The sequence below is a fragment of the Neobacillus sp. Soil_C_43 genome, assembly GCF_057656715.1.
This window is the reverse complement of sequence record NZ_JBDGJV010000003.1, coordinates 80,886-103,799: the sequence shown is the minus strand read 5'-3', so window position 1 is coordinate 103,799 and position 22,914 is coordinate 80,886. Positions and strand designations below refer to the sequence as shown.

General features: G+C 36.9%; 21 protein-coding genes. All 21 read left to right on the top strand.

The window, feature by feature from the left end:
- Nucleotides 1–122 precede the first annotated feature (122 nt).
- The 21 genes from AC3A54_RS06825 to AC3A54_RS06725 all read left to right on the top strand — a co-directional run bounded on the left by AC3A54_RS06825 (nt 123) and on the right by AC3A54_RS06725 (nt 22,860).
- A complete protein-coding gene (locus AC3A54_RS06825; RefSeq protein WP_487653890.1) occupies nt 123–965 on the top strand; it encodes a CheR family methyltransferase in 843 nt (280 codons plus the stop codon).
- Entirely contained in the window at nt 934–1,971 is a 1,038-nt protein-coding gene (locus tag AC3A54_RS06820) for a protein-glutamate methylesterase/protein-glutamine glutaminase (protein ID WP_487653889.1), read from the top strand. The genes AC3A54_RS06825 and AC3A54_RS06820 overlap by 32 nt, the downstream gene beginning before the upstream one ends.
- A gap of 197 nt (nt 1,972–2,168) precedes the next feature.
- On the top strand, nt 2,169–3,986 hold the full coding sequence (locus AC3A54_RS06815) for a flagellar hook-length control protein FliK (RefSeq protein WP_487653888.1): 1,818 nt from the start codon (nt 2,169–2,171) through the stop codon (nt 3,984–3,986).
- A 16-nt stretch (nt 3,987–4,002) separates the two neighbouring features.
- Nucleotides 4,003–4,440, top strand: coding sequence for a flagellar hook assembly protein FlgD (gene flgD, locus AC3A54_RS06810; protein WP_430119492.1), 438 nt, complete (start codon nt 4,003–4,005; stop codon nt 4,438–4,440).
- 34 nt (nt 4,441–4,474) lie between these two features.
- Entirely contained in the window at nt 4,475–5,365 is an 891-nt protein-coding gene (locus tag AC3A54_RS06805; RefSeq protein WP_487653887.1) for a flagellar hook-basal body complex protein, read from the top strand.
- Between the two features lie 59 nt (nt 5,366–5,424).
- Nucleotides 5,425–6,399 (top strand): flagellar motor switch protein FliM, encoded by a 975-nt coding sequence (gene fliM, locus AC3A54_RS06800; RefSeq protein ID WP_430119487.1) that lies wholly within the window; start codon nt 5,425–5,427, stop codon nt 6,397–6,399.
- Nucleotide 6,400: 1 nt separating this feature from the next.
- A complete protein-coding gene (fliY, locus tag AC3A54_RS06795) occupies nt 6,401–7,525 on the top strand; it encodes a flagellar motor switch phosphatase FliY (RefSeq protein WP_487653886.1) in 1,125 nt (374 codons plus the stop codon).
- A gap of 30 nt (nt 7,526–7,555) precedes the next feature.
- Nucleotides 7,556–7,918, top strand: a complete 363-nt coding sequence (locus tag AC3A54_RS06790; RefSeq protein ID WP_487653885.1) for a response regulator — start codon at nt 7,556–7,558, stop codon at nt 7,916–7,918.
- 65 nt (nt 7,919–7,983) lie between these two features.
- Nucleotides 7,984–8,385, top strand: coding sequence for a flagellar protein (locus tag AC3A54_RS06785; RefSeq protein WP_487653884.1), 402 nt, complete (start codon nt 7,984–7,986; stop codon nt 8,383–8,385).
- Nucleotides 8,386–8,561: 176 nt separating this feature from the next.
- Entirely contained in the window at nt 8,562–10,721 is a 2,160-nt protein-coding gene (locus tag AC3A54_RS06780; protein WP_487653883.1) for a methyl-accepting chemotaxis protein, read from the top strand.
- Nucleotides 10,722–10,957: 236 nt separating this feature from the next.
- Nucleotides 10,958–12,961, top strand: coding sequence for a chemotaxis protein CheW (locus AC3A54_RS06775; RefSeq protein WP_487653882.1), 2,004 nt, complete (start codon nt 10,958–10,960; stop codon nt 12,959–12,961).
- Nucleotides 12,962–12,982: 21 nt separating this feature from the next.
- Nucleotides 12,983–13,426, top strand: a complete 444-nt coding sequence (locus AC3A54_RS06770) for a chemotaxis protein CheW (protein ID WP_487653881.1) — start codon at nt 12,983–12,985, stop codon at nt 13,424–13,426.
- A 25-nt stretch (nt 13,427–13,451) separates the two neighbouring features.
- Complete coding sequence (locus AC3A54_RS06765) at nt 13,452–13,964, top strand: chemotaxis protein CheW (protein ID WP_487653880.1); 513 nt, start codon at nt 13,452–13,454, stop codon at nt 13,962–13,964.
- A gap of 14 nt (nt 13,965–13,978) precedes the next feature.
- Nucleotides 13,979–16,186 carry a HAMP domain-containing methyl-accepting chemotaxis protein gene (locus AC3A54_RS06760; RefSeq protein ID WP_487653879.1) on the top strand — a complete coding sequence of 736 codons (2,208 nt, stop codon included), beginning with the start codon at nt 13,979–13,981 and terminating at the stop codon, nt 16,184–16,186.
- 385 nt (nt 16,187–16,571) lie between these two features.
- Complete coding sequence (locus AC3A54_RS06755) at nt 16,572–17,015, top strand: YaaR family protein (RefSeq protein ID WP_308079711.1); 444 nt, start codon at nt 16,572–16,574, stop codon at nt 17,013–17,015.
- Nucleotides 17,016–17,037: 22 nt separating this feature from the next.
- Nucleotides 17,038–17,472: a hypothetical protein gene (locus AC3A54_RS06750; protein WP_487653878.1), complete on the top strand. Its 435-nt coding sequence runs from the start codon at nt 17,038–17,040 to the stop codon at nt 17,470–17,472.
- Between the two features lie 16 nt (nt 17,473–17,488).
- The gene (locus AC3A54_RS06745; RefSeq protein WP_487653877.1) at nt 17,489–18,367 is read left to right on the top strand and encodes a flagellar hook-basal body protein; all 879 of its coding nucleotides are present in this window, start codon (nt 17,489–17,491) and stop codon (nt 18,365–18,367) included.
- Between the two features lie 24 nt (nt 18,368–18,391).
- Nucleotides 18,392–19,249 (top strand): flagellar hook-basal body protein, encoded by an 858-nt coding sequence (locus AC3A54_RS06740; RefSeq protein WP_487653876.1) that lies wholly within the window; start codon nt 18,392–18,394, stop codon nt 19,247–19,249.
- A 155-nt stretch (nt 19,250–19,404) separates the two neighbouring features.
- Nucleotides 19,405–21,006, top strand: a complete 1,602-nt coding sequence (gene fliD / locus AC3A54_RS06735; protein WP_487653875.1) for a flagellar filament capping protein FliD — start codon at nt 19,405–19,407, stop codon at nt 21,004–21,006.
- A 340-nt stretch (nt 21,007–21,346) separates the two neighbouring features.
- Nucleotides 21,347–21,676 carry a carbon storage regulator gene (locus AC3A54_RS06730; RefSeq protein WP_487653874.1) on the top strand — a complete coding sequence of 110 codons (330 nt, stop codon included), beginning with the start codon at nt 21,347–21,349 and terminating at the stop codon, nt 21,674–21,676.
- Nucleotides 21,677–21,786: 110 nt separating this feature from the next.
- A complete protein-coding gene (locus tag AC3A54_RS06725) occupies nt 21,787–22,860 on the top strand; it encodes a flagellin N-terminal helical domain-containing protein (protein WP_487653873.1) in 1,074 nt (357 codons plus the stop codon).
- Nucleotides 22,861–22,914: the final 54 nt, after the last annotated feature.

The following is a 22,914-nucleotide window of genomic DNA, read 5'->3' as shown; positions in this document are numbered from 1 at the left end:
ATTGAAGTATGAGAGGCAACTAAGAACGGTTTATATAAACTACATAAAAGAGTGTGTGAAATAGAAAACATTGCTGCTCCTATTATTTATATGAAAGTGTAGCGAGGAAAAAGGTGATACACATGCTAGAGAATGGGTTATTAAGATTAAGCGAAATGGTATATGACTATTGTGGATTGGGATATCATGATCGGCTTCCAATTCTTAAAGATAAAATTTCTAAACGGATCATGGAATTAGGAATAACCTATGAGGATTATTGTGGTTTTTTAACAAAATCAGCTACGGAGTGGGATATCTTAATTGACTTATTAACTATTAATGAAACCTATTTTTATCGAGAAGAGGAACAATTAAACGAGTGTTGTTCTTTTGTATTGCCATTATTGAAAAGTAGAAATATGAACCGGCCAGTTAGGATATGGAGTGCTGCCTGTTCAAGTGGTGAGGAGCCATATACACTAGCTATGTTAATACAAGAAACTGGTCGGTTTTTACCAGGGACTGTAGAGATTATTGCAACTGATATTAATAAGAAGGTACTCGAGAAAGCGGAGATGGGATGGTATCATAATAGTTCTTTCGCTTTTCGACGAATACCTGAAAGCTTATTAAAAAAATATTTTATAGAAGAAAATGGTGGATACCAAATTAAAGCATCTACTAAAAGAATGGTGAAGTTTCAGCATTTAAACCTACTTAACCAAGAAAAGGTTGCAGAAATTGGCGAAGTTGATATCATTTTTTGCAGGAATGTATTGATCTATTTTGATCGAGATAAAACTAAACAAGTGATTCATAGTTTATATCAAAATTTATCATCTGATGGATACTTGTTTCTTGGCCATGCTGAATCGATAACAGATACGAACATGGGATTACAAAAAGTGCGCTCTGATAAGAGCTTTTATTATCGAAAGGAATCTGATTCGAATGAAACAATACGGAGTATTAGTAGTCGATGACTCTGCTTTTATGCGGAGGGCCATAAGTCTAATGCTGGAAACGGACCCTCGATTTTTTGTAATTGGAATTGCAAGAAATGGAGTGGATGCAGTTGATAAAGTGAAACGACTAAAACCCGATCTTGTTACAATGGATATAGAGATGCCCGAAATGAACGGTCTTTGTGCATTGGAGCAGATAATGAAAACAAATCCTGTTCCTGTAGTCATGATTAGCTCCCGGACTGGAGAAGGGGCTCAAGAAACTTTACAAGCTCTAGCACTAGGTGCGGTTGATTTCTTTTTAAAAGAAAACCTGATTAGAAATCAAAACGGAGACGATCAGAGTATAGATTTTAGACAGCGCTTAGTAGGGATAGTAGAAGCTAAACTGCCTACTGTTTTATCAAAAATTAAATTGCCTGAAATGGAAGTAAGTATTGAAACTAACCAAAATACGGAACTTATTTTTATTGGCTGTTCAACAGGGGGACCCAAAGCATTACAAACGATTTTACCTTGTTTTCCGAAAGATTTTCCCATCCCTATTGTCATTGCACAGCATATGCCACCTGGTTTCACAAAGCATTTGGCTGAAAGATTTGATTCCTTATGTCAAATGGAGGTACAAGAAGCTCAAAATGGAAAAGAAGTTAAACCAGGGACGATATATATTTGTCCTTCAGGGTACCAAACCCGTTTTGAAAAGATTGCAGGGACTATCGTATTCAAAGTGGACGATTGTGATAAGCTGAATGAATTATATAAGCCATCTATTGATATTACTCTCGGTTCAGCCGCTCCTATTTTCACCGATAAATTGTTATCAATCATTTTGACAGGAATGGGCGTCGATGGTGCAAAAGGTTGTGGGGAGGTAAAAAAGTATAGCGGAAAAGTGTTTGTAGAATCAGAAGAATCCTGTACAGTATATGGCATGCCGAAAGCTGTATTGGAAGCTGGTTTTGCAGATGGACAATTTGTTTTGTCGCAGATGTATAGTAAGATCACTTCATTTGTATTGTAATTTAGAGAGAACAAGGAGTATCTATGGATGCTGCTTGTTTTTTTATATGTTGGCAACAAAATCTATCAAAATATTTGTCGATATAAAAGACAAAAATTGAAAAAGTGATCGAAAATTGTCATGACGAATTCAAGTCCATGAGGTATAATGTAGATTAATTGAAACTTTGGATATTAGAAATGAGAGGAGGTAACTGTTTGGGTATCACTCCAATTGACATCAAAATAAATCAAACAAACGTGGGCAAACCCAAGATTGCTCTAAAATCAGGAGCTACAGAAAATTCCTTCAATCAAGTGTTAGCTATGGTTAATTTTATAGGTCAAACCCCTTCAATAGATGTACCGGTTAATAAATCCTCCTTGCAGAGTGTTTCAGCAAAGCAATTAGGAAATAATCCTACTGAACTAATTAAGTTCAACCAAGCTGACGTAAAGGTTAATTTGGATCTCTTACCGGAATATAATGGGGGGCCTGTTATAGTAAAGAATACTGACTCTGAGCAGGAATCTAACGGAATAATCGTAAGTTCTGATAGTTTAAAGCAAAATGATGCTGATACTGAATCTAGAGAAACTAACTTAATTTTCGGGAATTTGTGGAACTCTGATACTGAATCTAGTGAAACAAACTTAAATGATGATTACTCAATGAATAATTTTGTAATGTTCACTCCTGTATCTGGTATAAATAATCCTGTTAATCTAGAAAACAGCCAATCGAGCTTTGATGATATTAATGCAAATGAAGTCCAATCTAGCAAGGTACAATCTAATATTATAAACAACATATCTGACCGGGTTGATCTTCTTGATAAAAGTAAACCGATTGATTCATTAAAGGTAAGTGATGAAAATATTGCGCAGATAGATTCTATGTTGACTGCTCTGGCGAATGAGCTAAAAAAGCTTCAGCAGACACCAGGAATTATAAATAATTCTTTAGTTAGTGATTCTTCGCAAGTGGGGACAAAATTATCAGTTGATTCAAATAGTTTGAGCCAGGTACCTAACTCTTCCCAAGAGATTAATAAATTGGTAGCTCAGGGAGTGGAGTTGGTGGAAGCTGTGAAAACACAGTCGCCCGAGGATTCAACTCAATTGTTACATAAAGTAACCCAAATACTTGGGGAACTACAGTTCAATGATGATCAAAAGACTGCATTGAAAACTCCAGCTATTACTGAAGAGAAAATTCAAATAATTTTGAATGAAATAAATGCAGCACAAAAATCTGACACTTTTAAAGATGAGGTAAATCCGAAACTTATTGATGGAATAAAGCAAAATCTGAATACAAAAATAATCCATGGAGTAAGCTTGGATAAAAATCAAGTGCTTCATTCATCAGCTATACCAAATTCAGGGAATCCAATCCCGGAGGTTAATCGGTTATCTAGTACACCGTATATTCCAAAAGTAGATGATTTAAGCAAAACGAATGAACAACCCATTTTTATGAATCATCAACAACTGGTGTCAAGTAATGATTTAAGCGAAGTAAATTTACCTAAAAATGTAGAAGTTATTAGATTTGCTCCCGAAGTTAGTGAATGGATTAATCGTTTCATGAAGGTAACCAATGGGAACTCTGGTAGTACAGAGGCTAAATTTTCACTGTTTCCTGAGCATTTAGGTCATATTGAAATAAAAGTAACTACGCAGCATGGACAGGTCTCTGCACAAATATTGACAGATACACCAATGGCGAAGGAAGCCTTGGAAGGACAGCTTCAACATTTGAAGCAGACACTTCAACAATCTGGTTTGCATGTACAAAAACTAGATGTGGTTCAGCAAACTTCTACAACCACTGATTCGAGTCAGGCCGGGTTAGGTTTTTCCCAAGATGGATCACACTCTTCCCGTGAACAACGAACCTACACCTCTTCGCCAAATAAAAGCAAAGAGCAAAATGAGTTAGTTGAGCAAATAGATAGTGAAGGGGAAATCCAACCTGTGACTTATGGTGGAACTGCCCTGAAGACATCATCGCGAATTGACTTCACAGCATAGGAAGGAGCATCTGTTAATGAGTAATTGGGTAGATGTCACAACAGTGACTAAGAATAATTCCATTTACAGCAATGTAAAGCCATTTGAACAAAAGAGCGCCCTTGGTAAGGATGAGTTTTTAAAAATCTTGACAACACAATTAGCCCATCAAGATCCTTCAAGTCCGCTTCAGGATAAAGACTTTATTGCACAAATGGCAACGTTTAGTTCACTTGAGCAAATGACCAATCTTAATAAGGCTTTTGATAAATTTGCAGGAAATCAGATGAGTCAATATGCAGCGGTGATTGGCAAAGAAATTACCTGGACACCCGATGGGTCAGTACAATCTGTAACTGGTGTTGTTAATGGTGTATCCAACCAAGATGGCAATTACTATTATTTAGTTGGAAATGAAAAAGTCCCAATGTCAATAGTATCTCAGATAAAGGAAGTCACTTCCGAAACAAAATAATCAACATTATGATTGAAAAATAGGAGGAAACACAATGTTAAAGTCGCTATACTCTGGCGTTTCAGGGATGAAGGGGTTTCAAACGAAACTCGATGTAATTGGAAATAACGTCGCTAATGTCAATACAGTTGGATTTAAAAAAGGCCGTGTAATGTTTCAAGATATCATTAGTCAGAATATGGCTGGTGCTACAGCTCCATCAGGTGAGCGCGGCGGGGTTAATCCAAAGCAAATAGGTTTAGGAGTGAAAATCGGATCAATAGATACAGTTTTTACACCAGGAAGCCCGATGACAACCAACGTTGGAACCGATTTAACTATTGATGGTGATGCATTTTTTATTGTAAGTCCTGAAGCCAATGGTGGTGCAAACTTTTTAACTCGAGCAGGTAACTTTACACGTGATGCCAACGGGGATTTAGTTACTTCTAATGGATTCTATGTAATGGGTGTAAATGAAGCAGGAGACTCAATTCCAATTAACATCAAATCAGATGATAAAAGTGATATGCCTTTCACCTCCTATTCTATAGACTCCAACGGTTATATTTATGTAGTACGTGAAGATGGCGCGAGTGGGAAACTTGCTTTTGATACAGCTACGAAAGAATATTACTTAAATGATACTAACGATCAAACAAATAATATTTCTTTAGCAACAGCAGTGGTGTCCAATCCTGGAGGGTTAACTAAAGTTGGGAATACGTTCTTTCAAGTTAATGGGAATTCAGGTCCTGCAGTACTTAGCCGTATTGAAGATAATAAGGGTGGAACCATTAATGCCGGAGTATTGGAAATGTCAAACGTTGATTTGACAGAGGAATTTACGGAAATGATCGTAGCACAACGTGGATTCCAAGCAAATGCTAGAACAATAACTACTTCCGATTCTATTTTAGAAGAAGTAGTAAACTTAAAACGATAATAGCGTACTAATAGACTAAAATGATTGAATAACTCAGGGAAGAGTTAGGGGGATGCCCTTTGGCAGATGTATTATCACAGCAAGAGATCGATGCCCTGTTATCAGCCTTAAATAACGGTGAAATACAAGCGTCCGATGTAACGGTTAAAGATGAAAAAGTAAAACTATATGACTTCAAACGTGCCATGCGTTATTCCAAGGAACAGCTGAGAAGTATTACGAGAATTCATGAGAATTTTACTAGATTGCTAACTTCTTATCTTTCTGCCCAACTTAGAACCTATGTTCAAATTCAAATAGATTTGGTAGACCAAGTAAACTACCAAGAATATATCGCGTCTATCCCCTCGCGTACAATTTTGAACGTGTTTGAGGTTCAACCGATGGATGGAAAAATGGTTATGGAAATGAATCCTATAGTAGCCTACGCAATATTAGAACGTTTGCTGGGCGGACAAGGGGATACATCATCACGTAATGGATCATTAACTGAGATAGAAACTGTACTTTTACAAAAGATATTTTCAAGAGCTTCAGACATATATCAAAACGCGTGGAAAAACATTGAAAATATGAAAGTGAGATCGGAAGCGATTGAATCAAATCCGCAATTTATACAAATTTCTTCTCCAAATGACACAGTGATTGTCATAGCTCTCCACACTACTATTGGAGAAATAACAGGAAGAATGACTTTATGTATACCACATCTAATTGTGGAACCTGTTTTGCCAAAATTATCAACACATCAATGGCTTTCTTCGATGTCCAAAACAAGTGCACCTCAGCAGGATAAAATTAAGCAAAACCTGGATACAGTAGGTGTACCCGTTATTGCAGAGCTAGGAAGGGCTACATTACCGATATCCGAACTCTACAACCTGCAGGTTGGAGATGTGATTGGTATTGAAACGGGTAAAATTCAAGTCAAGGTGGATCAAGTGACTAGATTTATAGGCAATCCGGGTCTTCAAAAGGGACGTTATGCAGTCCAAATCGAAGAAACAATCGACTCTGAAGGAGATGACATATAAAATGAACGAGGGGTTATTATCTCAAGAAGAGATCAACGCACTGTTTAATCAAATGAACGAGACACCTAGTTTGTCTATAGATGATTTTTTGAGTTCCTTGGAGCAGGACGCTTTAGGAGAGATTGGAAACATTGCACTAGGGAGCTCTACCACCGCGTTATCTTCACTGCTGAACCAACGGGTAGAGATTACCACACCTACACTGGCTGTGATTGAGCAGGAGAAAATGGAAGAGTTAATAAGAGAAAAACATGTAGCAGTGCACGTGGATTATACAGAGGGCATCCGTGGAAAAAATTTGTTAATGATCAAAGAGAACGATGCTAAGATCATTGCCAATTTGATGATGGGTGGTGATGGTACTGTACTTGAACCTGAACTATCTGAACTGCATCTAAGTGCCGTTCAGGAAGCAATGAACCAAATGATGGGTTCTGCAGCAACATCAATGTCCACCATATTTAGCCAAAAAGTGGATATCTCGCCACCAACAATTGATGTACTTGGATTTCCACCTAAGAAATTAGAAGATCTTGAAGACGATATTATTTTAGAAATATCTTTCCAGTTGAAGGTAGGAAGTCTAATTGATTCCAATATGATTCAATTTATTCCTTTGTCCTTTGGAAAGGATATGATCCAAAAAATTATGTCGCCAAGTAAGCCTGCGGAACCAAGTGTGAAGATTGAAAAAGAAGCGACTCCAGCACCTAGTCAACCGGTTTCGATGCAAGAAGTTCCTTCTGCACATTATCAAGAACAGGTTGTTTCACAAAGCAGTACTCAGCAAACCTCATTCAATGCTAATGTTCAAAAAGTTGAATACAGTACCTTTACCGAAACTAGATCTGGTGATGCTCATCCTGGAAATATTGATATGTTATTTGATATTCCACTTGAAATAACAGTTGAGTTAGGGCGTACAAAAATGCAAATTCGCAAAATTTTGGAGTTAGGTCCTGGCGCTGTTATTCAATTAGATAAATTGGCAGGAGAACCTGTGGATATTCTTGCAAATCATAAGTTGATTGCCAAGGGTGAAGTGGTCGTAATAGAAGAAAGCTTCGGGGTACGAATTACAGATATTATCAGCCAAATTGACCGTATTACTAATATGACCAATTAATATCAACAAAGAATGTAGGAGGAGAAAACTATGGCTAGGGTATTAATCGTTGATGATGCAGCATTTATGCGTATGATGTTAAAAGATATATTGACTAAGAATGGGCTTGAGGTTATTGGTGAAGCAGTAAATGGAGCTGACGCTATTGATAAATACCGTGAACTCAATCCTGATATTGTGACAATGGATATTACAATGCCGGAAAAAGATGGAATTAGTGCTGTTAAGGAAATCAGAGCTTTTCATCCGCAAGCTAAAATCATTATGTGCTCAGCAATGGGGCAGCAGCCAATGGTATTAGAAGCTATTCAAGCTGGGGCAAAAGATTTTGTAGTGAAACCTTTCCAACCTGACAGAGTAATGGAATCAATTAAAAAAGTTTTAGGCAGCTAATCATTTACTATGCTCAGCATGGTTAGTAGCTATTAAATTCAATTTGTTAAAAGGGAGTGGGGCTCTTGGCCACGCCACAACTAGGTAATTGTCCAAAATGCAGGAAACTTTATCTTCGCATTAGAAATATATGCGATGAATGTTACCAAAAAGCGGAAGAGGATTATTTGAAAACAGCTGCCTATCTCCGTGAATATCCGGGAAGTAACATTCAAGAAGTGAGTGAAGAAACGAAAGTCTCCGTAGCTCAAATTCGGGAATATATATTAACTGGACGTATTCTAATGGGAAGTTTTCCTAACTTAACCTACCCTTGCGAAACATGTGGGAATATGATTCGGGTGGGCAGGGTATGCAAGAGCTGTACGACACAGATAAAACAGGTAGATCCTAACAGTCAAAAAGAAGTAGAGCGCAGCACAGAACGCGATGACAAGGCTGGCGGCTACATAACAAGATACTTATAAGTAGAAAGAGCGAGATGTTAAAAGAACCTTTCATGGTTCCTAGCACTCTCGCTTTTTTAATAAAATACCTATATAGAAAACTATCAAAAAATTTCGATTTCGAATCAAAATATATGCTACTATGTAGTATATATTCATTGATGTAGTAGTTGCGCGTAAAGGAGATGTAAGTAAAGTTGGAGAAAATAAGAAATTTATCAATGGGTGTTAAGCTATGGGGTAGTTTTATTATTGTACTGTTATTTTTGGGATCTATTTCTATCGCTTCATATAATAAGATTAATACATTAAGTGATCATGTCGGTGAAATGGGCAGTACCCAAGTACCAGTTCTAGAAATCATCGGAAATTTAAAAGAAGAAGTAACAAGTATTAGAATGTATGCCTCTCAGCATGCCTATGAACAAGACGCTTCAACCAAAGCTAACCTTGAAAATTATATTAAAGTAGAAGCAACAAAAGTAAGAAAAAATATTAAAGAGTTACAAAAACTAGAACCTACACCAGAAAACAAAAAGTTTTTAAACGAATTTAGTAAAGACTTTGAAAAATATGTAGCCTATACTCCTGACTTTTTTGAAAAATCTAAGAGTAATAATTATGAAGAAGTACACGGGAAGATGGGGCTATTATCAGCTCTTGGCGGTAAAACAATGGTTTCCCTTGATCATTTGTCAAAGAGTGTCAAAAAGACAAATGATGGAATCATTGAAAAGGCAGATAAGGATTCATCAAGTGCTATTATTGAAATCATTGTGGTTTCGATTATTGCTATGTTCTTTAGTATATTGGTTGCATTTCTTATTAATAACCTCATTAGACGGTCGGTGTCTGGAGTGGTTAAAAATGCAGAGATTACCACGAATTCTGCTGACGAAATAAAAAAATCAATCGATAAGACAGCAACAAGTGCACAAGAGTTAGAAGAATCTATGAATAAAGCGAACGATTCAGTAGGGGAACTGGTAGCTTCTATTCAACAAGTGGCCGGAAATACCAATGTAACTGCCTCGGGTGTCGATGAAATTTCTGCTGCTGTTGAGCAAATGAGTGCCTCAATTAATTTAGTTAAAGGTAGTGCAGATTATTTGTCAGCTTCAGCTGAGGAGACTTCTTCTGCTATCCAGGAAATGATGGCTTCTATTGAACAGGTTGCTGCAAGTACAAGTAATGTGAATGAAAGTGTAGAAAAATTCTCAGAAGCGATTGAGGGAATGAGTGAATCAATTAAAGGAGTCAGTGAATATGCAGTTAGTTTAACCGATACTGCTGAAAAAACTTCTGAAACCGTTGAGGAAATGGTTGTTTCCATTAAGCAGGTGGCTGCAAGTGCACAAACAGTTAACCAGCTAAGTAACGAAGTAAAAGATGACGCATATAAAGGAACAATCTCTCTAAATGAAACCCTAAATGGAATGAAAGAGATTTCTTATGTGATTGAACAAGCTAGTGATGTAATGGAGAACTTAGGTAAAAGTTCGGAGGAGATTGGAAGCATCGTTGCTGTAATTGATGATATTGCTGATCAAACAAATTTATTAGCACTTAATGCAGCAATTGAAGCTGCGCGTGCCGGTGAACATGGTAAAGGATTTGCGGTAGTAGCCGATGAAGTACGTAAGCTTGCAGAGAGATCGGCAAAAGCAACAAAAGAAATTGCAAGCCTAGTAAAAGGCATTCAAAATGAAACGACTGTAGCTGTAGCCTCTATTAAAGAGGGCGCTGATAAGGTAAAAGTAGGAAATGACCTAGCTGAACAAACGAATCAGGCAATTAAGAAAATCGCAGAAGGTATTGCGCAGGTAACAGATGAAATGAATCAAATCGCTAAAGCGACGGAAGAACAAACGAAGAATAGTGAATTTATTACTAAAGCGGTAGAAAGTGTTACGACTCAGGCTGTTCAAATGACTCAATCAGCACAAGAACAAACGGTTACTTCTGAAGCAATTGTTAAAGGGATTGTCGATACAAAAGAACAAATCCAACAAATTTCAATTGCAACAGCTGAACAAGCAAAAGGAAGCCATGCAATCGTAACAGCCATTGAAAATGTGACTAACCAATCTAGTTCAGTGACAAGTGCAACAAAAGAACAAGCATTAACTGCTGAAGAAATTGTACGAAATATTAACAGTATTAAAGATATGGTTCAACAAATGCTAATTGCAACAAATGACCAAGCAAGATATGGACAGGAGATTGCATTAGAGGTAGCAAATGTTCAAAAACAAACCGAAGAGTTGAATTCAAGCATCGAAACGCAAACAAAAGAAGTCGATGAGGTAGTACTAGCAATTACAGATGTAAACTCACAGATTAAGAAACTAAAATAAATAATCAAAGGGCGCTTTCGCGGTATTTGCGGAGGCGTTTTATTCATACTTTAGTATTTTGATGAATGCGATAAAATATATTTATGATTTTGCTATCAAAAACTAAAAAACTATCAAAAAATTTGGTTATATTTATCAAAATATATGCTAATATGAGGTATATATCTGTCTTTTTTTGGGTTATTAATGTATCTCTAGAACTACTTTTGTATGCTACTTAGCGAGGGGAAGTTGAAATGGATTTAAATAATTATTTAGAGATGTTTATCGAAGAATCAAAAGAACATTTACAGTCGATTAATGACGAACTTTTAAAGCTTGAATCAGATTCAACGAATACAGCTATTGTAAACGAAATATTTCGTTCTGCCCACACACTTAAAGGGATGGCTGGCTCAATGGGATTTGATGACCTTGCCTCATTAACGCACGAAATGGAAAATGTCCTGGATCTTCTTCGTAATTCTAAATTAACGATTACTTCAGAAATAATGGACGTTATTTTTAAATGTGTAGATTTAATAGAAAGAATGGTTGACAGTATTGAGTCGGGTGGAGATGGAAAAGAAAACGTCACAGAAGTTGTGTCTCAATTAAAAAAAATCCAAAATCCTAATCACACAGAACTTGTCAGTGCTTCACGTGAGGTAGCCGCCACTGCAGAATTTGTACTGGATGAGTTTCAAGCAACAGTCATAAGTGAAGCTACGAAATCTGGAATGAATATATATCAGATTAAAGTATCACTTGATGCTAACTGTGTAATGAAATCAATTAGAGCTTATTTAGTTTTTCAGGCTGCTGAAGAATTAGGGGAGTTAATTCAAACCATCCCAACTGTAGAACAAATTGAGGAAGAAAAATTTGAAGATTCTTTTACCCTTTTAATGTTGTCAGAGCGTAGCTCACAGGAAATACATGCCGCATTAATCAATGTTTCAGAGGTAAGAGAAGTCATTGTGGACGAGAGAACCGGAATAGAAAATCCAGAAATGGCAAACTCATCTGCAACAGTAGAATCGGAAAAGGTTGAGTCAGTGAACCGTCAGCAAAATAAAGATGATTCGAATGTGGCTAAGAAAAAACAACGCTCCAAATCCATTCGTGTCGATATAGATAAACTAGACCAGCTGATGAATTTATTCAGTGAATTAATTATTGACCGAGGAAGACTGGATCAGATTGCACGGAAATCTCAGCTTTCTGAATTGACTGAAACGGTTGAACACATGACGCGAATTTCAACGGATTTGCAAGGACTCATATTGAATATGCGTATGGTTCAGGTAGAGCAAGTATTTAATCGTTTCCCTAGGATGATCCGAGACCTTGCCAAAGAATTGAATAAAAAAGTTCAATTAGTTATTGAAGGTTCAGAAACAGAGTTAGATAGAACGGTGATTGATGAAATAGGAGATCCATTGGTACATCTACTAAGGAATGCTTTAGACCATGGACTTGAGACAGCAGAAGAGAGAGCTGCAACTAACAAAGTCGAAGAAGGAACCATTTCATTAAAAGCATATCAAAGTGGAAATCACGTATTTATTGAAGTTTCTGATGATGGAAAAGGTATCAATCGTGAAAAGGTATTAAACAAAGCAATTGAACGCGCCGTAGTTTCAGAGGCGGAAGCTAAAACTCTGACAGATCAACAGGTTTATTCATTACTATTCTCGTCAGGTTTTAGTACAGCAGATAAGATTTCAGACATTTCTGGCCGTGGTGTAGGTCTTGATGTAGTAAAAACGAAAATTGAATCATTAGGTGGTTTAATTACGATTGATTCTACCCCTGGTAATGGCTCTGTTTTTCATATCCAATTACCTCTGACTTTATCAATCATTTACGCGATGTTAGTGAAGGTGGAAGAAGAGACATTTGCTATCCCGTTTAACTCAATTGTGGAAATCACAACAGCTGATGAGAATCCAGTTACTACTCTTCAAGGTCAAAAAGTAATCCAATTTAGAGGACAGGTTGTTCCATTAGTATTCTTAAATGAAGTCCTGCAAGTTCCACTAACCAATGCATCGGTTGATAAGCAGCAACAATTTATTGTAATTGTTCGAAAGGGTAACCAAAGCAGAGGAATCGTTATTGATTCAGTAGTTGGACAACAAGAAATTGTCTTAAAATCATTAGGTGGATATTTAACAAATCTTCCTGTTATATCTGGTGCGACAATCCTTGGAAATGGACAAGTAGCACTAATTATTGACTCGAATCAGTTTTTTTAATAGAAAGGGTGAACCTAAGTTATGGAGAATATCAAAGTAATCGCTTTTTCATTACGAGATGAAGAGTATGGATTGAACATTGATTATGTTCAATCCATTGAACGGCTGTCTCCGATTACAAGAGTTCCCAATGTCCCGTCTTATGTAAAGGGTGTCATTAACCTCAGGGGAAATATAATCCCCCTGATTGATCTCCAAAGTAAGTTAAACCTAGGACAAGTGGAATACTCTGAAAGCGCGCGAGTTATTATTGTGAAACTTGAAGAGATTGAATTAGGTTTCATTGTAGATAAAACCAGTAATGTAATTAATATTCCTTCAGATGCAATAGAAGCTGCAGCATCCAGCGGTTTTAATACAGACTATTTTGAAGGAATTGCAAAATACGAGGGACGATTAATTATCCTTGTAAATTTAGAAGAAATAATAAAAACTGAGGCAAATGAATCGGACGTAGAGGACTAAGTAATTCAAGAAGAGGGGATCACGTATGAAAGATCAAGTCAAGTTTCAGGATGCTAAAGTACTTATTTTTAAATTAGGCCAGGAAGAATATGGTGTACATATCAATCAAGTTGTCTCCATTGAAAGAATGCAGACGCTTTCTATTACTCCCTATCCAAATCGGGCATCACATGTACTAGGAGTTGCCTCCATTCGTGATGTTGTGATTCCTATTGTTGACATGCGCGCGGCACTTACAGGGGAAGCACTGAAACAAACAGATGTGACAAGAATCATAATTGTAAGAGTGTTCGAAAAAGAAATTGGCATTATAGTAGATGCGGCGACTGATGTGCTCGATCTTCCAGCAGAATCGGTTGAGCAAACCAATATTTTGGAAACAAATAATGTTTCTTATCTGTTGGGTATTTCAAGGTTTGATAATCGTATAGTTATTCTTCTAGATATTGAAAAGCTATTGGAAAATACAACAAATCTTGATGATTTGAGAGATATGATCCAAAGTTTTATCAATAGCAATGAAGGAGCAGAAGCCTAAAGGAGAGGTATACAATGCTGAAAAAAATGCAGAAAAATGGTTCAAGTAAATCCTACAAGTATCTAAAGCTAGCAAATAATGTTTCTATGGGTGTCAAACTATGGGGCAGTTTTATCATTCTTCTAGTATTCTTAGGATCAGTTTCGATCGTGTCTTATTATAAAATAAATGTGTTAAGTGACGACGTAACTTATTTAGGGAATACTCAGTTGAAAGAGGCCCAAATCATCTCAAAACTTAAAGACAGCATTACAGACATTCGATTAAATTTAACCAAATATTCATATGAGAAAAGTGCAGATGAAAAAGCAAAGATAGAAGATATAGTAAACGCGGATATTAAAAAAGTTAAAAGTGATGTAAAGGATTTGGAAAAACTTGTAGTGAATTCAAAAGATAAAAAGCTAGTACAGCAGTTTAATATTAACTTCGGTTCATATGAAAATACCATTCCAACAATCTTTGAAGCGACTGAAGGTGAGAATTACTACACTACCCATGCAAGATTAGGGGTTTTACAACATAATGGGGACAATACCATCAGTTCGCTTGAGAGAATGGCCAAAAGTTCACAAACAAATACCAATAAGATTATCGATGATGCTAAGCAACGCTCAACTAATTCTCTTATTCAGATTATAGGTGTTTCTGTATTAGCAATGGTATTAAGTATTTTGGTCGCATTTTTAATTAATGGACTCATTCGTCGTACAGTAAGCAGAGTATTGAAAAATGCAGAAATCACCACTAATTCTGCTACAGAAATTAAAAATTCGATAGATAAAACAGCCATTAGTGCGCAACAACTAGATGCTTCTATGAATAAAGCAAATGATGCCATAAGCGAATTAGTTGCATCCATACAGCAAGTTGCTGGGAACACGAATATAACGGCTTCAGGCGTAGATGAAATTTCTGCTGCTATTGAACAAATGAGTGCTTCCATTAACTTAGTTGCAGCAAGTGCAGACCATTTTGCATCCTCTGCGGATGAAACTTCTTCGGCAATCCAAGAGATGATGGCTTCCATTGAACAAGTAGCAAGTAGTGTAGGTAATGCTGGTGCGAATGTGGAACAAATTTCTGTTTCGATTGAAGAAATGAGCCACTCTATTAAAGGTGTAAGTGAACATGCTGTAAGCCTAACTGATACGGCTAAACAAACAGCAGACACAGTGGAGGAAATGGTTGTTTCCATTCAACAGGTGGCTGCTAGTGCCCAGACAGTTAATCAGCTCAGCAATGCTGTTAAAGATGATGCCTATGAAGGAACCATTTCATTAAATGAAACATTGAACGGAATGAAGGAGATTTCTAAAGTAATTGACCAGACTAGTAGAGTAATGGAGAACTTAGGAAAAAGCTCTGAGGAAATTGGCAGCATTATTGCAGTAATTGATGATATCGCTGATCAAACAAATCTATTAGCTCTAAATGCAGCAATTGAAGCAGCACGTGCAGGGGAACACGGAAAAGGATTTGCAGTTGTTGCTGATGAGGTTCGTAAGCTTGCCGAAAGATCTGCAAAAGCAACGAAAGAAATTGCTGGTCTTATCAAGGGGATTCAGAATGAAACGACAGTTGCAGTATCTTCTATTAAAGATGGTGCTCAAAAAGTAAAAGTAGGAAACCAATTGGCGGATAAAACGAACCAAGCGATTAAGAAGATTTCTGAGGGGATCTCTCAAGTAACGGTTGAAATGAATCAAATTGCAAAAGCAACGGAAGAACAATCAAAAAATAGTGAGTTCATTACCAAAGCGGTGGAGAGCGTAACAAGCCAGGCTGAAGAAATGACTCAATCTACAAAAGAACAATCGATCACTGCTGAAGCAATTGTAAAAGGAATTACCAGTACGAAGGAACAGGTACAACAAATTTCTATTGCGACGGCTGAACAAGCCAAAGGAAGTCATGCTATTGTTGCTGCTGTAGAAAATGTAACACACCAATCAGGCTCTGTAACTAATGCAACGAAAGAACAGGCACTGACGGCGGCAGAAATCGTTCGCAATATTAATAGCATCAAAGAAATGGTTCAGCAAATGATGATGGCAACCAATGAGCAAGCAAGATATGGCCAGGAAATTGCGTTAGAGGTAGGAAATGTTCAAAAACAAACAGAAGAATTAAATTCCAGCATCGATACGCAATCAAAAGGTGTTGAAGAAGTCGTACTTGCCATTACGGATGTAAATAAACAAATTCAAAGATTAAAATAATTAATAGATGACGAAACGCCTTCGCAATATAAGCGAAGGTGTTTATTTTTGGCTGTGTTAAAGAACATTGTTGATTTTTATAACCTGTTGATTGGAGCGGAAGGCGCGAAGACTCCTGTGGGAGTACGGTTCAGGGGAGACCCCGCAGGCGCAAGCGCCGAGGAGGCTCGCCGAAACGCCCACGGAAAGCGAAGCGCCTGGAGCGGAAATCAACAGACAAGTTTAACAGAGTATTTTTTATAAAAAACTATCATCCTTTCAACATACTTTTCTCAACTTTTAATGAAATTTATGTTCACTTAAGGTATAATTACAACATAATTTTGATTTATTTTGATACTTTTGCAAAAGATGATTTTGAAGAAGTAAGATGGGGTGAATTCACTTGAAAATACAGGATCCGGTAAGAATAAATATAGGTGATTCCCGCCTCTCTCCTAGCGACCGTTCATCGACAAACACAGCATCCTTTCAAAAAATCATGAATACCTTTTCGAAAGAACTGACTAAAGAACATCTTCAGCAAATATTGCAAGAAATCGACCAACAGGGTCAGAGATTAAGTGAGAAACCGACCTTTGCTGAACTCAGGAAATATAAAGAAGTGGTCAAGCGGTTTATGGGTGAAGTAACAAAGAATGGTGTTGGTCTCTATCAAACAGATAGCTGGGACCCATATGGAGGAAATAAAACATTAAAAACTGTCCAAGTTCTCGACCGTAAATTAATGGAATTAACTGACCATGTTTTAAAAGAGCAGGATGAAGGGTTATCTATTCTGGATCGCATTGGTGAGATTAAGGGATTATTAATTAATTTATATACTTGATCAATAGAAAGGGGAAGAACACGTGCAAGAATATCTAAATGTAGCAACTTTAATAGTCAATTTTATCGCTGTGCTGTATTTAGTCATCAAGAGTTCTTTCCGAAAAAAATGGGACTATCAGCAGGAACTATCCTTAAAGATGGTATCCAATCAAGAAAAATTGATGCGTCAATTAACTGATATAAAAATAACTATTGAGCACCACCATATGATGACTCAAAGAGAGAATGAACAATGGAAGGTAGAATTGGTTCAAGCATTGAATGCGGTGAAAATTGAATCTGACTCTAATTCAAAAGCAAACAATGATCAGCATTTATTTTTGAATGATCGATATAAGGAAGTTTTTGATTTGAAAGCTAAAGGTCTCTCAGTGGAAGAGATTGCAAAGCAACTGGGTAAAGGCAATGGTGAAGTCGCTTTTATTCTCCAACTGGCGGAACAGGCACGTACTTAAGAAGAGAGGTTTTTTTATGCTAAGAGGGTTGTATTCTGCAGCTTCAGGAATGTTTTCTTTGGAGCGAAGACAAGAAACTTTATCAAATAATCTCGCAAATGCACAAACACCTGGGTTTAAAAAAGATGATACCGTCCTACGTGCATTTCCCAAATTATTAGTGGAACGAATTAGAGACTTTAATGAAAATATACCGGGTTCCACAGGATTGCCAGGACAAGGAGTACCTATCGGTGAATTAACGAATGGTGTGTATGCGCAGGAACGCATCCCAAGCTTCCTTCAAGGGACACTTGTTCAAACAGACCAACCCTTGGATATTGCCATCGAAGATCAAAATATCCCTCTGCAGGTTGTTAATGGTCGGACAGTAAAACCAACTGCATTCTTTGCCGTAGAGCTTCCAGATGGATCGGTTGGTTACACACGGAACGGAAAATGGGACTTAGATGCCAATGGGAATCTAGTCACATCGGATGGATATCGAGTCTTAGGAGCAGACCATAAACCGATTCAAATTACTGGTGGTATTAGTAAAGAGGATTTGTACATAAATGCTGATGGTCAACTGATTGCTAATCCTAACGATCCAGCTAAGTCTAGTAATGTTGGACAAATTGGTATTGCGGTCGTGCAAAATCCGTATGAGCTTACACGTCAGGGAGGCAATGTATATAAGTCTGAAAATCCATTGCCGTTTATTCAAGATGCGGGGGGAACAAATCCGGGTGTGGTCCTACACCAAGGGGTTATTGAACAGTCGAATGTAGATCCTGGTCAAACAATGGCTGACATGATGATGACAGTCCGTGCCTATGAGGCCAATCAAAAGGTGGTTGGAGTGTATAATCAATCGCTAGAACAACTTTACTCTGTAGGAAAAATTAACGGATAACCATACAGTTAGGAGAAAAGTCATTTGAATACGTCACTATATATTTCATCTGGTGCACTGCAGGCCTACCAACAAAAAATTGATACATCCGCAAACAATGTGGCCAATGTGAACACCCCAGGATTTAAACGAAAAGACCAAAGTTTCTCTGAAATATTAGCCTCTCAATTAAACAATCAAGGACGCGTTGATCAAGAAATCGGGCGCTTGACTCCGAATGGCGTGCGTGTTGGCTATGGAACCCGTACAGGACTTACGCAACTTGTCATGGAACAAGGCCAAGCCATTTCAACTGGAAATCCTTTTGATTTAATGATCCAAGGAAAAGGATTTTTCCAAGTAGGTTATCCTTCTGCAACTGCTGGCGGAGCGGACGAGGTAAGATATACACGCGATGGGAATTTTCATTTAAGCCCAAACCCTAACAAACAAGGAAGCTATAATTTAGTTAATGCGAACGGTGGTTATTTACTCGACCAAAATGGGAAACCAATTGAATTAGATGGGCAATATGATGTCAGTATTGATGCAAACGGTCAAATGAATTTGAGAAGCAAAGATGGTAGCGGTGCTCCGTCTATTTCGGCCCAGCAAGTGGGAATTGTTGATATTCAAAATCCTCATGTTTTAAAGAACATGGGTGGGAATGAATTTTCTATTGATACTACCGTGTTACCTAATGGATCTAACGCTTTAGACTATGTGAAAAAGATGCAGCCAGGAGAGGTGCAGGTTACATCTGGCTTTCTAGAAGGATCTAATGTGGATTTAACGAAAGAGATGACGGACCTTATGACCACTCAGAGAGGGTTCCAAATGAATGCTAGAGCAGTGTCTTATGCAGATCAGATGATAGGGATTGCTAACGGAATTTTAAGGTAGATTTTTAGTAGTGAGACGTTTTTTTGCGTCTCTTTTTTTGTATTGTGTAATAAAACTTAGGGAAAATACTTAACTATATGGTTTTTTCTCCGATAATAAAATACAAACTATTTTTTATCTAAATAATATAGATGATAGAAAAGGAGTGAAACGGAATGATTGATAGTAGTAATACATTGAGAGTCAGCGGGCTGGCTTCTGGTATGAATACGGATGAAATTGTGGCGAACCTTGTTAAAGCTCAAAGCAGCCGGTTATTCAAAATGCAGCAAAACAAAATCACGTCCTCTTGGAAACAGGATGCCTACCGTGACGTAAACAAAAAAGTAGACGAATTTCGAAAATCGATGGAAGCTTTGCGTTTGCAATCGACTTTTAATAAGCAGACTTCAAGTTCTTCGAATGAAGGTATTGTTTCTGCTATAGTAAGTGGCGTACCAACTCAAACATCTTACGAAATAACAAATGTGCAGCAAGCGAAACCAGCAACTGCAGCATCAGTGAAGTTTTTTCAATCAACCACTTTAGATACAACTAAGACATTGGCTCAATTAGGTGTTGCGGATGCTACAACGGATGGGAGTCGAAAAACATCATTAACAGTAAATGGAACATCTTATGATTTTAGTATTGATGCAACACTTTCTACGGTCTTAACTGAGATATCAACTAACACACCTTTAACTGCAAATTATTCAGCAACGGAAAAGTCTCTTACTTTTACTAATGATGCTGCTGGAATAAGTGATATAACTCTAGGTGGACAGGCTGATTTTCTTACTGCCCTAAAAATTCAAGCAGGTTCTACTATTGATCCAGCTCCTAGTGACCCTGCGGTTGAAGCAAGCTACGTAAATGGGTCAAATATGTCAGTAACAAAAGGCTCTAATGCTGAACAAGCTAAAATGTGGATTAACGGAATTGAATTTCGTTCTGATACAAATAAAATTACGTATGATGGAATGACATTTGATATTAAAGCAAGCATGACCAGCGGGACTCTAAGTGTAACAAATAAAAGTGACACTGATTCGGTTTTTAACAGTGTAAAAACTTTTGTGGATAAGTATAATGAGTTAATAGATGACTTAAACGGTAGATTGACAGAAAAACGATATCGAGATTATCCTCCATTACTTGATGATCAGAAAAAAGATATGAAAGACAATGATATTAAGTTATGGGAGGAAAAGTCAAAGAGTGGGTTGCTTGCAAGTGATTCAACCATAAGATCTTTTTTGACAGAAATGCGTGATAGTTTAGTAACCCCAATTCAAAATATTGCAGTAGCATTAGGTTCTACCTCATTAAAAGAAATTGGGATTAATTTTTCTACAAATTATAGAGATAATGGTAAATTAGTTTTGAATGAAGAAAAGCTAAAAGGAGTCTTAAATACAAATTTAGAGGATGTGAGTAAATTTTTTACAATGAAGGATCCAAGTGCAACTACAACCTCTACAACAGCGACAAGTAGTACCATACATGATAACAGTGGATTTGGCTGGAGAATATATGATAGGTTAAATGTGACAATTAAACAACTTGGTGCACTAGCTGGTTCTCCCAATTCCTCAGTAGATACCCAGAGTTTCATGGCAAAACAAATTAGATCATTGGATGATAACATTAGCAGGGAACAAGATAAAATAAGTGCATACGAACAAAGACTTTGGAAGCAATTTGGAGCGATGGAAAAAGCATTGCAACAGCTTAATTCACAAGGATCCTGGTTGTCACAACAATTAGGAATGTAATAAAAATAAGAACCGTTTATCTCAAAGGTATAAGCACTTTTGGATAAACGGTGTTTTTTATGAATTAATTAAATTAAAAACTATCAAACAAAATTTTTATAAAAATAGCTAAACAATATTTCTGTCATACCGATATATATAAACAAGAAGAAAATTCTTTAAATAGTAAAAACAAAGTATAAAATAATTACACATTTTGCTCATACAACCGATAAATAAGAATAACCAAGAATTATTTGTAGATCAAAACTGAAAAACTTTCAAAAAAATACTAAACAGTTCAAAAAGTTATCCGATAATAAGAATTGTAATAGTAAAAGAATCAATGGAGGATGGTAACGTGCTCATTGTAGGCAGAGAAATTGGGCAATCAGTGATTATTGATGATGTTATCAAGGTTACTGTCTTACAAGTTGGTTCAAAACTTCGCTTAGTTATTGACGCACCAAAGAGCATGTCAATTTCTAAATTGAAGGATAGTAAAAGTGGTAAATACTTAAAAAAAGGGACTAGAATTATAGAGTCCTCAACACAAATTGGTAAAAAAATAAAAATTACAATTTTACAAACTGAATCTGGTTTACTAAGGTTTGCAGTTGATGCACCTAAAGAAATTAGTATTTTCCGAGAAGAATTGTATAAAGGAAAACAAAAAGAACAAATTATTTGAGATTTGATTATTTTAATTTTGATAATAACCCTAAGGGTTTATTATAGATAATTTTTAGGGGATGTCCCCAAATAATTTATTTTGATTTAATTCTAAGGAGGAAAAATATTATGCGTATTAATCACAACATTGCAGCACTCAACACACACCGTCAGTTGAATGCCGCTTCAACAGCACAAGGTAAGTCAATGGAGAAACTTGCTTCAGGTCTTCGTATCAATCGTGCAGGGGACGATGCAGCTGGACTTGCAATCTCTGAAAAAATGCGTTCACAAATTCGTGGTCTTGATCAAGCAGCAAAAAACTCACAAGATGGAATCTCTATGATTCAAACAGCTGAAGGTGCATTAAACGAAACTCACGACATTTTACAACGTATGCGTGAATTGTCTGTTCAAGCATCTAATGATACTAATACTCTTGACGATCGTCAATCAATTGGTGACGAAATCTTTGAACTTAAAAAAGAAATTGATAGAATTTCTGAAACTACTAAGTTTAACGGTAAAGGATTATTGAATGGTGATATGTCAACTTCTCAAGATGCAACATCTACAGCGAAGCTTGGTACAGCTGTTGGTGCAGCAGTAGTATCCAAAGTAGATGTAAGTGGTGCTGTAGCTGGAACAACTTATACATTTGCTGATGGAACTGCAGCCGATGGAAAACTTACTCTTAATGCTACTGTAAACGGAAAAACCGTCTCAGAAACAGTAAGTGTGGCTGCAAATAGCCAAACATTAAACTTCTCAAGCCTTGGCATTAGCATTGAACTTGCCGGTACTGAAACTTCAACAAATATCGAAGCAGGCTTAAATAATAAAACAGTTATAACTGCTGCAGGAAATGGAAATGCCACTTTCTTAGTAGGTAGTAACGGATCAGCATCTGAAAAAATTACTGTTGATTTCAAGAAAATGGACACAACAACATTAGGTTCAGGTGGTCTAAACGATATTGGTGACAAAGTAACAGATAACACAGCTGTAAATACTGTCGCTAAAGCAGATGCACTTACTGCAATTTTAGATGATGCAATCAAGCAAGTTTCTCAACAGCGTTCAAATTTAGGTGCTAACCAAAACCGCTTAGAACACACTATCAATAACCTAAACACATCTTCTGAAAACTTAACTGCTGCGGAATCTCGTATCCGTGACGTTGATTATGCTTTAGCTGCCTAAGCGGTGACAAGCACAGTCGTCCTAGCTGGTAACGGCTAGAGATCATTATCGGGT

What these genes read in the sequence shown, in the direction of transcription:
- AC3A54_RS06825 (WP_487653890.1), top strand. Translation starts at nt 123, where the DNA reads ATGCTAGAGAATGGGTTATTAAGATTAAGCGAAATGGTATATGACTAT.
- AC3A54_RS06820 (WP_487653889.1), top strand. Translation starts at nt 934, where the DNA reads ATGAAACAATACGGAGTATTAGTAGTCGATGACTCTGCTTTTATGCGG.
- flgD (WP_430119492.1), top strand. Translation starts at nt 4,003, where the DNA reads ATGAGTAATTGGGTAGATGTCACAACAGTGACTAAGAATAATTCCATT.
- AC3A54_RS06805 (WP_487653887.1), top strand. Translation starts at nt 4,475, where the DNA reads ATGTTAAAGTCGCTATACTCTGGCGTTTCAGGGATGAAGGGGTTTCAA.
- fliY (WP_487653886.1), top strand. Translation starts at nt 6,401, where the DNA reads ATGAACGAGGGGTTATTATCTCAAGAAGAGATCAACGCACTGTTTAAT.
- AC3A54_RS06790 (WP_487653885.1), top strand. Translation starts at nt 7,556, where the DNA reads ATGGCTAGGGTATTAATCGTTGATGATGCAGCATTTATGCGTATGATG.
- AC3A54_RS06775 (WP_487653882.1), top strand. Translation starts at nt 10,958, where the DNA reads ATGGATTTAAATAATTATTTAGAGATGTTTATCGAAGAATCAAAAGAA.
- AC3A54_RS06770 (WP_487653881.1), top strand. Translation starts at nt 12,983, where the DNA reads ATGGAGAATATCAAAGTAATCGCTTTTTCATTACGAGATGAAGAGTAT.
- AC3A54_RS06765 (WP_487653880.1), top strand. Translation starts at nt 13,452, where the DNA reads ATGAAAGATCAAGTCAAGTTTCAGGATGCTAAAGTACTTATTTTTAAA.
- AC3A54_RS06760 (WP_487653879.1), top strand. Translation starts at nt 13,979, where the DNA reads ATGCTGAAAAAAATGCAGAAAAATGGTTCAAGTAAATCCTACAAGTAT.
- AC3A54_RS06745 (WP_487653877.1), top strand. Translation starts at nt 17,489, where the DNA reads ATGCTAAGAGGGTTGTATTCTGCAGCTTCAGGAATGTTTTCTTTGGAG.
- fliD (WP_487653875.1), top strand. Translation starts at nt 19,405, where the DNA reads ATGATTGATAGTAGTAATACATTGAGAGTCAGCGGGCTGGCTTCTGGT.
- AC3A54_RS06725 (WP_487653873.1), top strand. Translation starts at nt 21,787, where the DNA reads ATGCGTATTAATCACAACATTGCAGCACTCAACACACACCGTCAGTTG.